This is a genomic window from Enterobacter sp. PL_is514 (genome assembly GCF_055816715.1).
In genome coordinates, this window is the sequence record NZ_JBVPGN010000022.1 from 1 (window position 1) to 11887 (window position 11887).

Sequence of the window (11887 nt, forward strand, 5' to 3'; positions counted from 1 at the left end):
CATATTATTGGCGGTGAGCACGCCACTCAGCTGATCTTCCCCGGTACTCTTCTGCCCGCTATTATCCAGGCTTACGGATGCACTTAAGGGAAATTCCGGTTTTGCCGTGAGATTAACGATGGAATATCCGGCCTGCGTCCCCGGAAGAATTTCAATCTGAACCGGGTCGGTACGCAAACGGTTAATTTGCTCCATGCCCTGTTCGATATCGCGTAAATTAAGAATGCCGCCCACCCGTCCCGGAAACGCCATTTTCAGCATGCGCGGCGTTTCGCCTTCCAGACGGATCGCTTCCAGCCTGCCTTCCAGCACAACTATATTCAGCTGGCCGCCGGAGAGATCCTGCTCGGTAAGAAAAGCGCGGCTGGTGATATATCCCCGGCTGATATACCAGTCAGAAATATGGGCGAGAAGCTCCGTTATTTTCGCCATATCCAGACAGCGGCCCTGCCACGGCGCGATAAGGGTCTGCCGGGTTTTCGGGGAGATTAAGGTCGCACCGGAAAGGGTAATGGTATGAATGGTGAAACAGGGCCCGGAGCCGGTAACAGGCAGCGGTCTGGCGGGCGCAGGGCGAGGAATACTGCGCTCCAGCTCTTCACGCTGTTGCTGGTTCTGTAATAAAAGCTGCTGCTGTTGCTGTTGAATGGAATCGCGATCGGCCGGCGACAGCGGCGCAGCATTGGCGCGCGCTAAAAAAAAGACAGCCAATAAGATAGCAGCAGCATAATTTACTAACGAAATTATTCTATTTTTTATTTTGGAGCTATTCATCCATGCCACAAAAACGTCCGCAATGATTATTTTTGTAATATAAGAGCATTCTTAAGGCGAGTATATCTAATTTGCATTAGGGCACCTAAAATTAATAGTTCTTTCAGAAAAGTGAAAAGGATATTAAGAGAAAATAAGAAATTGTTTAACTCACTCTTAAATCTTGAGTTAGCCGTAATACATTAGGTATGAAGACGAAACGTTTTTCGCCATTCTGCGGGGCTCACCCCAAAACGTGCTTTAAACTGTTGTCGCCAGGTGACGGCGGAATTAAATCCCACCAGCTCGGCCACGCGCTCAATCGGCATATTTCCGGCTTCAAGCAAAATCTGGCTGCGCCGCAGGCGTTCGGCGGTAAGCCAGTCGGCGACGCTCAATCCCGTGGCTTTAATAAAATGACGGGTCAGGGTGCGGCGGCTCATCGAAACCACCTCCGCCAGGGAGTCCAGGCTATGCGGTTCGGTGATATGCTGCTGCAGGTAGTCGATCAGGCAGTTAATGCGTCCGTCGCGGGTATCTTTGGGTACCGGCTGGGCGATGAACTGCGCCTGCCCGCCCTCGCGGTGGGGCGGAACAATCATCCGACGGGCAATCTGGTTAGCAACCACGCTGCCAAAGCGCTGGCGAATGATATACAGGCAGCAGTCCAGTGCAGCGGCAGTACCGGCAGAGGTGATGATATTGCCGTCATCCACGTAAAGGGCATTAATATCCAGCTGGACGTTCGGGAAGAGCGACTGAAACTGACGTTCGAACTCCCAGTGGGTGGCCGCACGTTTGCCGTCGAGGATCCCCGCCCAGGCCAGCACAAACGATCCCAGACACAGCCCGACGATTTCTGCACCGTGGTCTCTCGCCTGCACCAGGCTGTCGAGCAGCACCTGCGGCGGGCGTTCCAGAACGTGCTGCCAGTAGGGAACGACAACAATATCGGCCTGCCCAATGGCGGTAAAATCCTGCGTGGCGTTGAGAGCAAATCCGTCTTTTGAGGTAAGGAACCCCGGCGTTTCGGCGCAAATCGTTACGTTAAAGCGCTTTTCGCCGGAGACCGAGTCGCCAAACAGAATGCAGGGAACGGAGTAGTGAAACGGGCTGAACCCGTCTACCGCGACAATCGCGACGTTGATTAGCGACATCTGTCTCTCCTTTCCCTTTAACGCACTCAGAAAATAACGGTTTCGCCATCCTGGGGAATGCTCACTGCGTCACTCACCTGATTAGCTTCAACGTACTCACGCAGCGCGCTGCGGGTCAACAGGCAGTGGTTAATGGCCTCCATATGGCTCGCCACAATTTTAGCCTGCGGCAGCAGGAAATGAACGTTAAGCACGTCCTCCTGCCCCATAATAATGGGCCCAAAACCAATGACGTGGGCATAGCCGGCGTTCAGTACCACCACGTCCGGCTGGTGTTTTTGCAGATCGGCCGCTACCTCGTCACGCCAGACGGTATCCCCTGCAATATAGAGCGTCTTCTCATCAGGATGACGCAGCACCACGCCACAGGCCTCGCCCAGCCGTTCCGCCAGCTCCGGCACGGCATAAGCGCGATCGGTACCGTGCTGTCCGCCCTGGGTTTTTGTAATCTGAATATCGCCGAAGGTGGTCGCGTCGGTCATGACCGTCAGGTTGTTAAATCCCTGACTGCGCAGCAGCGCGGCGTCACGGTCGTTTTGCACGTAGATCGGTTTGTCTTTGGCGATCAGCTCCGCCGCGGCGCGATCCCAGTGATCGTCATGGGTGTGGGTGACGATCACTGCGTCGGCGTCCAGCAGCGTGTTGACGTCAACGGGGAGTTCAACCGTCGGGTTACGGCGTTCGGCATACGCCGTGCCGGGGAAGCCCGGATAAGCACCCTTTGGGGCCAGCATCGGGTCGATCAAAAGACGTTTTCCGGCATAGGAAATCAGCTGGGTGGCGTTGCGAATGTGGGTAATGTTCATGGGCTATCCTCCTGTTGGTGTGATAAGGAGGATAGCCAGCCGTCGCAATTGACGCTGTGGGCTAAAGGGCGATTACCGATGGAATCGGGCCAAGAGAAGCAACCCGTTTTCTGTCACATCGTTTACCAGCCCGGCACTGCCCCGCCGTTAAAGATCGTCTCAGCCGCTTTTGCCACTTCAGGTGACTGATACGACTGGATAAACGCCTTCACATTCTCCGCGTCCTTGTTGTCTTCGCGCGTCACCACGATGTTCACGTACGGCGAGTTTTTGTCTTCAATAAAGACGCTGTCATGCACCGGTGACAGCCCGGTTTGCTGGATATAGGTGGTGCTGATGATGGCGACATCCACTTTCGGGTCGTCCAGCACGCGCGGCAGCTGCGCCCCTTCCAGCTCCATGACTTTCAGCTGCTTAGGGTTGGCGGTAATATCCAGCGCGGTCGGCAGCAGCCCGGTATCCGGCTTCAGGGTAATGAGTTTCTCTTTTTGCAACAGCAACAGCGCGCGGCCAAGGTTGGTCGGGTCGTTTGGAATGGCAATGGTCGCGCCGTCCTTCAGGTCAGACACGGATTTGATTTTGCGGGAATAGCCGGCCATCGGGAAAACAAAGGTGTTCGCTACGGCCACCAGCTTATAGCCATGCGCCTTGTTATCTTCTTCAAGGAACGGGCGATGCTGGAAGACGTTGGCATCCAGTTCCCCCTGGTTGGTGGCATCGTTAGGCAACAGCGAGCCGCTGAAGCCCACCAGCTCCACGTCCAGGCCATATTTCTCTTTTGCCACCTTTTTGGCGACTTCCGCCACGTCCTGTTCGGCGCCGTTGATGACGCCGACTTTAATGTGTTTGGCATCGCTGCCACTTTGATCGCACCCTGCCAGCAGCAGGCCAGCCAGTACCAGAGCACCCAATCGACGTTTCACAAGACAGTTCCTTTTGCTGAATGTTGTAGTGACTATATCGACAACGAGGCGGGGAAATAAAAACCGAAAAAGAATCAATAAGAAGGATCGGTTATATGCGGGTATGGCCGGGTGGCGCTGCGCTTACCCGGCCTACGGATTCAGGGCTTAAAGGGCTTTCGCCAGATAATGCCGCTGCATGCCCGGATAAGGATAATCCTGCAAAGACATCTGCAGCTGATACCCCTGCTTTTCATAGAACGGACGCGCCTGGAAGCTGGCGGTATCGACCAGCGCGTGCTTGCAGCCTTTGCGCCTGGCTTCTTCTTCGGCCGTCCTGATGAGCTGGCTGCCCACGCCGGATCCGCGCACGGCATCGCTCACCCAGAGAAAGTCGATATTCAACCAGTCGCCTTTGCGCACCCCAATGAGCCCGCCGAGCATGGTGCCGTTTTCGTCCCGCACGTAAACGCCAACGTCGCCGCTAAAATTTGTCAGATCGAGAAACTGTCCGTTATACGCTCTCAGGCCAACCAGTAACTCTTCTTTTTCCTGCGCCGTAACCGCATGAGTAATGCTCAGGTGCATATTTTTTCTCCTTGTTATCTGTGCCGTTTCACTATCTCACACACGCATCGTGGAGAAAATTCATACTTTCGACTGGAGTCGCTACACTGAATGTAACGATATATTTCATGGGAAGCCTGTGACTTCTAAAGGGGGTTGTTGATGAAAGCTGCGCACCTGGTCTGCCTGCTGGTTTGTCTGCTCTTCGCCGCGTTTGTCCATGCTCAGGAAAAGGAGGATCCGGCGAAAGAGGCGCAAATAAAGCAGCAGGTCCTGAAAGATATTAAGAAAACCTGTACGCCACAGAAAAAGCAGAGCGATAAGGCCTGGCAGGCGATGATTTTGTCCTCCGAGGCCAATCAGTTGCTGATCAAAAATGCCGTTACCGCCGTGAAGCGTGACAACCTGGACGCCTACTGGGCGGCGATTGGTCAGGTGGATTGTATGGAAGATTACTGAGGGCTGGAAACGTGCTTCTCGCCGGGTGGCGGCTGCGCCTTTCCCGGCCTACACAACATGTTTAACGCTTACGCACGTCTGGAATGATCAAATCCCCGCGCAGCACATACGAACCCAGCATCTGCGTTTTCTCCGTCAGCCAGCTCACGATACGCGCCGCCATGGCATCCATAGAATATTCAATCGCCGGGATCACCGGAATACCCGGCAGGTGCAGCGATCCGGCCAGGCTAAAGACCATAATGTCGTCCGGCACGGATTTATTAAACGCCTGCAGCTGCGGGATCACCCGCTGGGCTTCCTGCTCGTCCGCCACCAGCAGCGCGTTGAAGTTCAGCGTGCTGGCGTTATTCAGCAGCTCCTGTAGCGCAACGGACGACGAGGTCGCGTCCATGAACACAAGGTTGCGATTAAAGGGCAGGAAATTTTTCTCCAGCGCGTGCTTGTAGCCGAGCAGCACCTGGTCAGCAAAACCGCTGCCGTGCGGATGGATCAGGGCAATCTGGCGTCGCCCCTGGCTGGTCAGGTAGTTACAGGCGGTTTCGGCGGCAAAGGCGTGATCGAACTGGATGCTGTTGGAATTATCAGACTCCATGCAGTCCACCAGAATGACGTTGTCCATGTCGACGTCCAGCGGGAAACGCGCGCCAATCACCAGGATGTCATCGCAAAGCCCGCAGGAGAGTTCCTCAAGAGCGTGCATCACTTCCGCTTTGCTGTGCGCGAAACGCAGCAGCAGGTGTTTTTGATGCTGGCTGAGCTGTTTTTCCAGCGCGTAGAGATAACCGGTGGTCTGGTTAATGTTTTCCTGGGCGCAAATCACCCCGATACAGCCCGTAGACTGGCTCAGCAGCGACTGGGCAATCACATTAGGCCGGTAGTTAAGCTCATCCACTGCCTTCAGAACGGCCTGACGGCTGGCTTCCTTTACGCCACGCGACCCACTCAACACTCGCGATACCGTGGCTTTAGACACCCCGGCAAGACGTGATACATCATTGATTGTCGACATCTCTTTCCCCTGGCAGGCTTACCTCGCGCCTGCAAATTCCATGACCGCTTCGGCTCACATTATAGCCAGAGCGGAGTATATCCGTTTCCGTTTTCCATGGAAACCGATTTTCCGTTTCCACTCCAAATGATGTCAAAACAGCCAAATTATGTGACCTGCATCCGGTTAATTAGCCTCATAAGTATTGGATCTTGATGGTTGTCACAGTTCTGTCTTTTATGAATGGAAACCGGTTTCCGTATCATGTCCAATCATCCTCGCAATAACTTTTTACATTTAGAGGATGGTTGTCGATGTTCAAGATTATGCTGTGCTGCTCTGCCGGGATGTCCACCAGCCTGTTGGTCAGCAAAATGGTCGATGTCGCGAAAGAACGTGGTTTGTCGGTGAAGATTGATGCGTACGGTGTTTCCGAATTTGATACGCAGTTTCCGCAATACCAGGTGGTACTTCTCGGACCGCAAGTGAAATACATGTTACAGACACTCTCAGACAAGGCGGCGACGCATGGCATTCCGGTGCAGCCCATCGACATGATGGACTACGGCATGCAGCGTGGCGATAAAGTACTGGACTTTGCTCTGTCGCTCATCGAAGCGGCACACTAAAAGGTGTTCACATGAGTTCGTTATATCAATCCATGGTTGCGGTGATTGAGCAGTCAATTACCCCGCTGGCCGCGAAGCTCGGTCAGCAAAAGTACGTGATTGCCATCCGCGACGGCTTTACCGCCGCGCTGCCGTTTATGATCATCGGCTCGTTTATGCTGGTGTTCATCTTCCCGCCGTTCTCGGCGGATACCACTAACAGCTTCGCCCGCGGCTGGCTGGATTTTTCCCAAACCTACCGCGAACAGCTGATGCTGCCGTTTAACCTCAGCATGGGCGTGATGACCTTCTTCATCTCGGTAGGGATTGGGGCGAGCCTGGGGCGTCAGTTTAACCTCGACCCGGTGATGTCCGGCCTGCTGGCCTTTATGGCCTTCCTGCTGGTCGCCGCGCCGTATGGCGACGGCAAAATCTCAACCCAGTACCTCTCCGGCCAGGGCATCTTCACCGCGCTGATCGCCGCCATTTACTCAACCCGCGTGTACGCCTGGCTGAAGCAGAACAACGTCACCATCCGCCTGCCAAAGGAAGTGCCCACCGGCGTGGCGCGTTCGTTTGAGATCCTGATCCCGGTGATGGTGGTGATCGGCACGCTGCACCCGCTGAACCTGTTCATTGAAGCGCAGACCGGGATGATTATCCCGCAGGCGATCATGCACCTGCTGGAGCCGCTGGTGTCCGCGTCTGACTCCCTGCCCGCCATTCTGCTCTCCGTGCTGCTGTGCCAGATCTTCTGGTTCGCGGGTATCCACGGCTCGCTGATTGTTACCGGCATCATGAACCCGTTCTGGATGGCGAACCTCTCGGCAAACCAGGCGGCACTGGCCGCAGGCGCGGCGCTGCCGCACGTTTATCTGCAAGGTTTCTGGGATCACTACCTGCTGATTGGCGGCGTCGGTTCCACCCTGCCGCTGGCCTTCCTGCTGCTGCGCAGCCGCGTTACCCACCTGCGCACCATCGGCAAAATGGGCGTGGTGCCAAGCTTCTTTAACATCAACGAGCCGATTCTGTTCGGCGCGCCGATCATCATGAACCCGATGCTGTTTATCCCGTTCGTGTTCGTTCCGCTGGTCAACGCCTGCCTGGCGTACGGCGCCACGAAGCTCGGCTGGCTGGCACAGGTGGTCTCGTTAACCCCGTGGACTACGCCCGCGCCGATTGGCGCCTCGTGGGCGGCGAACTGGGCGCTGAGCCCGGTGGTGATGTGCCTCGTCTGCATGGTGATGTCGGCGCTGATGTACCTGCCGTTCCTGCGCGCCTATGAGCGTACGCTGATTAAAAACGAAGAGCAGAAAGCCCAGGCTGCAGCCGTGGGTGCCGCTGAAGCCACAAGTAATTAAGTCAAAGAGGAAGGGTCATGAAATACGCATTTCCCGATAACTTCTGGTGGGGCAGCGCAAGCTCCGCTCTCCAGACGGAAGGGACACGAGAGGGTGAAACCACGTGGGACTACTGGTTTGCCCGCGAGCCGAACCGTTTTCACAACGGCGTGGGGCCGCAGCACACCTCCACGTTTTATCAGCACTGGAAAACGGACATTCAGCTGTTAAAACAGCTGAACCACAACAGCTTTCGTACCTCGATTAGCTGGGCGCGCCTGATCCCCGACGGTATCGGTGAAGTGAACCCGGACGCGGTCGATTTTTATAATCAGGTCATTGATGAGCTGAATGAACAGGGCATCACGCCGTTTATCACCCTGTTCCATTTCGACATGCCGATGGCGATGCAGGAAATTGGCGGCTGGGAAAACCGTGACGTAGTGGACGCGTACGCCCGCTATGCGCAGATTTGCTTCGAGCTGTTCGGCGACCGCGTGCTGCACTGGTTTACCTTCAACGAGCCGATCGTGCCGGTGGAAGGCGGTTTTCTGTACGACTTCCACTACCCCAACGTAGTGGATTTCCGCCGGGCGGCCACCGTGGCTTATCACACGGTGCTGGCCCATGCGAAGGCGGTTCAGGCCTACCGCGCCGGGCACTACGCGGGGGAGATCGGCATCGTGTTGAACCTGACGCCGTCGTATCCGCGTTCGCAGAACCCGGCAGACGTGAAGGCGGCGCACGTTGCGGATCTGATGTTTAACCGCAGCTTCCTCGATCCGGTCCTGCGCGGCGAATACCCGGCCGATCTGGTGGCGCTGCTGAAATCTTACGACCAGCTGCCCGCCTGCAAGCCGGAAGACGGTTTCCTGATTGCGGAAGGGAAAATCGACCTGCTCGGCATTAACTACTATCAGCCGCGTCGCGTGAAGTGTCGCGACAGCGCGGTGAACCCGCAGTCGCCGTTTATGCCGGAATGGTTCTTTGATAGCTACGAGATGCCGGGCCGCAAGATGAACCCCTACCGCGGCTGGGAAATCTACGCGCCGGGTATTTACGATATTCTGATTAACCTGCGCGACAATTACGGCAACCCCCGCTGCTTTATTTCTGAAAACGGCATGGGCGTCGAAAACGAGCAACGTTTTATTGAAAATGGCCAGATTAACGATCAATACCGCATTGATTTTATATCTGAGCATTTAACGTGGCTGCATAAAGGCATAAGCGAAGAGTGTAATTGTCTTGGCTACCATATGTGGACATTTATTGATAACTGGTCGTGGTGTAATGCCTATAAAAATCGCTACGGATTTATCCAGCTCGATTTGGAGACGCAGCAGCGCACCATTAAGAAAAGCGGGGAGTGGTTTGCCGCCACCGCCTTAAATAATAGCTTTGATAAAGAGTAATGATGATGATCGCACTAGAAGAAGCCGTAATGGAAATTATCGTCAACGCCGGGCAGTCCCGCAGCCTGTGCTTTGAAGCGCTGCACGCGGCGCGCCAGGGCAACATTGACGAAGCCAAAAGCCTGCTGCGCGAAGCCGACGGCTACGCGCAGCAGGCGCACAAGATGCAGACCAAACTGATTGAGCAGGACGCGGGCGAAGCCCGCCAGCCGATGACCTTAATTATGGTGCACGCGCAGGATCATTTAATGAACTCCTTATTAGCGCGTGAATTATCCGAAGAAATTATTCATTTATATCAGAGATAGTCTATGGCGAAATAAATTACTGTAATACCTCTGTACCTAAAACTAGAAATCCACTTGTTCTGATGATAGCGACATATTCTGTCAGATCGGAGCGGGATGGTTATTGTCTGAATAAAATTAAACTATATTGAGATAACCATGAATACGATTAAAAAACTTCCATTAACTATGGCGGTTATCGCCGCGCTTTGCCCAATTTCCGTGCTCGCCCAGGAATTCACGCAGGAGCAAATCGACGCCATTGTGGCGAAAGCGGTGGATAAAGCCCTGGCCGAACGTCAGGCCAAAATGGATGCCGCCGTCGCGAAAAAAGCGGACGTGGTGACCGAGCCGCAGAGCGCGGCGCAATCCCCGGACATGGCGATTCCGTTCGGGATTAAATTTACCGGCTACGCCCGCTATGGCGCGCACTTCCAGGCCGCCGATCAGAAATATGTGGCGGTCGATGGCTCCTACAACGGCGCGTCCGCAATTGGTCGTCTGGGTAACGAAGGCAACGGCGGCGAGTTCCAGCTCTCTAAAGCCTTCAAGGGCGAAAACGGCGCCATCTGGGACATCAACGTGATGATCGACCACTGGGGCGACGAAGTTAACCTGAAAAAGGCCTACGCGGGGGTGACCAATATTATGGCCTCCAACCCGAATGCCTATTTCTGGGCCGGTCGCGACTTCCACCAGCGTCCGCAGCAGGGCATCAACGATTACTTCTGGATGAACCACGACGGCCAGGGCGCCGGGGTGAAGAACTTCGATATCGGCGGCGTGCAGTTTGACGTCGCTGCCGTGGCGGCAGTGGAATCCTGTAGCCCGGAAGTGATGGAAGACGAAGCGAACCCGTCACGCATCACCTGTACCGGCGGGTCCGGCACGGGCGACAAAGGTAACTACGCGGCCACCTCTAAAATCCACGGTATGAAGCTCGGTCCGCTGGATCTGGAGCTGTACGCCAACTACGGCTTTGATTCAAAAGCGGTGGAGAGCGATGAGCGTCTGAACGCCTGGCAGGGCGGCGTGGTGCTGAGCCACACCAACGACAGCGGCGTGAACAAGGTGATTGCCCGCTACTCCGATAACTCGGACAACAGCGTGTTCAATAAAACCGAAGACCTGACCACGGTCTACGCCAGCTTCGAAGGGCTGTACAAATTCACCCAGGCCACGCAGGTGGAGTACATCCTCGCCTTCCACGACTACGACAACAGCCGTGATAAGACCGACAACCGTAAGAACTACAACGCCATCGTGCGTCCGATGCACTGGTGGAACGACGTTCACTCCACCTGGCTGGAAGCGGGCTGGCAGCACGTGGATTACGACAACGGCGGCGATAATAAGGGCTGGAAGCTGACCCTGTCGCAGAACATGTCTATCGCCATGGGGCCAGAGTTCCGTCCGATGCTGCGCTTCTACGTGACCGGCGGCAAGGTGGATAACGCACGCACCGCGCGCGTGAATAACACCAAAGACGAGACGCTCGACGACTTCAACGTCGGCGCGATGTGGGAGGCGTGGTTCTAGTAGAGCGCCGTTTGTTTCGCCCGGCGGCGCTGCGCTTGCACGGGCCTACAAGGTTTTGTAGGCCGGGTAAGCGTAGCGCCACCCGGCAAGATCCCATGTTATGCTACAAAAAAACCAACATAACAGGGGAGAACATGGGTTCCACACGTAAAGGGATGCTGAACGTCCTGATCGCCGCCGTTTTATGGGGCAGTTCCGGCGTTTGCGCGCAGTACATCATGGAGAAAAGCCACATTTCTTCGCCTTACCTGACCATGGTTCGCCTGCTGTTTACCGGCGTGATCCTGCTGACGCTCTCCTTCGTTCACGGCGACAAGATTTTCTCGGTCATCAAACATCGCAAAGACGCCCTCAGCCTGCTGATATTCTCACTTGTCGGCGCGCTCACCGTGCAGCTCACCTTCCTGCTGACGATTGAAAAATCCAACGCAGCGACCGCTACCGTGCTGCAGTTTCTGTCACCGACCATCATTGTGGCGTGGTTTGCCCTGGCGCGAAAAAAGCGTCCCGGCGTGTTTGTGCTGTCGGCCATCATGACGTCGCTAGTTGGCACCTTCCTGTTGGTGACCCACGGCGACCCAACCTCGCTCTCCATCTCGCCTGCCGCACTGTTCTTCGGCATCGCCTCGGCGTTTGCCGCCGCGTTTTACACCACCTATCCGTCAACGCTGATTGCCCGCTACGGCACATTGCCGATTGTCGGCTGGAGTATGTTAATTGCCGGGTTAATGCTGACGCCGTTCTACGCCGGGCGCGGGACAACCTTCGTAATTGACGGCAGCCTGCTGCTGGCGTTTTTCTACCTGGTGGTGATTGGCACGGCGCTGACGTTCAGTCTGTACCTGAAAGGCGCGCAGATGATCGGCGGGCCGAAGGCGAGCATTCTGAGCTGCGCCGAGCCGCTGAGCAGCGCGTTGCTGTCGGTGATTTTGCTGGGCGTGGCGTTCACCCTGCCGGACTGGCTGGGAACGCTGCTGATTGTGTCGTCGGTGGTGCTGATTTCGATGGATTCGCGTAGAAGGGTTAAGGCATCGGCGTAGCCTGATGCCCTCACCCCAACCCT

Annotated in this window: 13 protein-coding genes; 7 read left to right on the forward strand and 6 right to left on the reverse strand. The window is 55.6% G+C overall.

Going from position 1 to position 11887, the window contains the following annotated elements; translation table 11 throughout:
- The 5 genes from AC0TNG_RS00715 to AC0TNG_RS00735 all read right to left on the reverse strand — a co-directional run.
- On the reverse strand, positions 1-774 hold a 774-nt coding region (locus AC0TNG_RS00715), incomplete at its 3' end, for a ShlB/FhaC/HecB family hemolysin secretion/activation protein (RefSeq protein ID WP_473712627.1).
- A 182-nt stretch (positions 775-956) separates the two neighbouring features.
- Positions 957-1910, reverse strand: a complete 954-nt coding sequence (locus tag AC0TNG_RS00720; RefSeq protein ID WP_473701919.1) for a GlxA family transcriptional regulator — start codon at positions 1908-1910, stop codon at positions 957-959.
- A 26-nt stretch (positions 1911-1936) separates the two neighbouring features.
- Positions 1937-2716, reverse strand: coding sequence for an MBL fold metallo-hydrolase (locus AC0TNG_RS00725; protein ID WP_157188410.1), 780 nt, complete (start codon positions 2714-2716; stop codon positions 1937-1939).
- 122 nt (positions 2717-2838) lie between these two features.
- A complete protein-coding gene (gene nlpA / locus AC0TNG_RS00730) occupies positions 2839-3639 on the reverse strand; it encodes a lipoprotein NlpA (RefSeq protein ID WP_267217689.1) in 801 nt (266 codons plus the stop codon).
- 147 nt (positions 3640-3786) lie between these two features.
- Complete coding sequence (locus AC0TNG_RS00735; RefSeq protein ID WP_473712612.1) at positions 3787-4206, reverse strand: GNAT family N-acetyltransferase; 420 nt, start codon at positions 4204-4206, stop codon at positions 3787-3789.
- Positions 4207-4347: 141 nt separating this feature from the next.
- Between AC0TNG_RS00735 and AC0TNG_RS00740 the strand changes: the two genes are divergently transcribed.
- Entirely contained in the window at positions 4348-4644 is a 297-nt protein-coding gene (locus AC0TNG_RS00740) for a YicS family protein (RefSeq protein ID WP_023326396.1), read from the forward strand.
- A gap of 61 nt (positions 4645-4705) precedes the next feature.
- Here the strand turns inward: AC0TNG_RS00740 and AC0TNG_RS00745 are convergent, their stop codons facing one another.
- Entirely contained in the window at positions 4706-5656 is a 951-nt protein-coding gene (locus AC0TNG_RS00745; RefSeq protein WP_023293714.1) for a LacI family DNA-binding transcriptional regulator, read from the reverse strand.
- 293 nt (positions 5657-5949) lie between these two features.
- Here AC0TNG_RS00745 and AC0TNG_RS00750 point away from each other — a divergent pair, with 293 nt between their 5' ends.
- From AC0TNG_RS00750 to AC0TNG_RS00775, 6 genes are all read left to right on the forward strand, one after another.
- Positions 5950-6264: a PTS sugar transporter subunit IIB gene (locus AC0TNG_RS00750; protein WP_021242703.1), complete on the forward strand. Its 315-nt coding sequence runs from the start codon at positions 5950-5952 to the stop codon at positions 6262-6264.
- 11 nt (positions 6265-6275) lie between these two features.
- On the forward strand, positions 6276-7604 hold the full coding sequence (locus AC0TNG_RS00755) for a PTS sugar transporter subunit IIC (RefSeq protein WP_267217687.1): 1329 nt from the start codon (positions 6276-6278) through the stop codon (positions 7602-7604).
- A gap of 17 nt (positions 7605-7621) precedes the next feature.
- Complete coding sequence (locus tag AC0TNG_RS00760; RefSeq protein ID WP_267217686.1) at positions 7622-8998, forward strand: glycoside hydrolase family 1 protein; 1377 nt, start codon at positions 7622-7624, stop codon at positions 8996-8998.
- Between the two features lie 5 nt (positions 8999-9003).
- On the forward strand, positions 9004-9306 hold the full coding sequence (locus AC0TNG_RS00765) for a PTS lactose/cellobiose transporter subunit IIA (protein WP_262815544.1): 303 nt from the start codon (positions 9004-9006) through the stop codon (positions 9304-9306).
- A 138-nt stretch (positions 9307-9444) separates the two neighbouring features.
- A complete protein-coding gene (locus AC0TNG_RS00770; protein WP_023326394.1) occupies positions 9445-10824 on the forward strand; it encodes a carbohydrate porin in 1380 nt (459 codons plus the stop codon).
- Between the two features lie 134 nt (positions 10825-10958).
- On the forward strand, positions 10959-11864 hold the full coding sequence (locus AC0TNG_RS00775) for a DMT family transporter (protein ID WP_023333969.1): 906 nt from the start codon (positions 10959-10961) through the stop codon (positions 11862-11864).
- Positions 11865-11887: the final 23 nt, after the last annotated feature.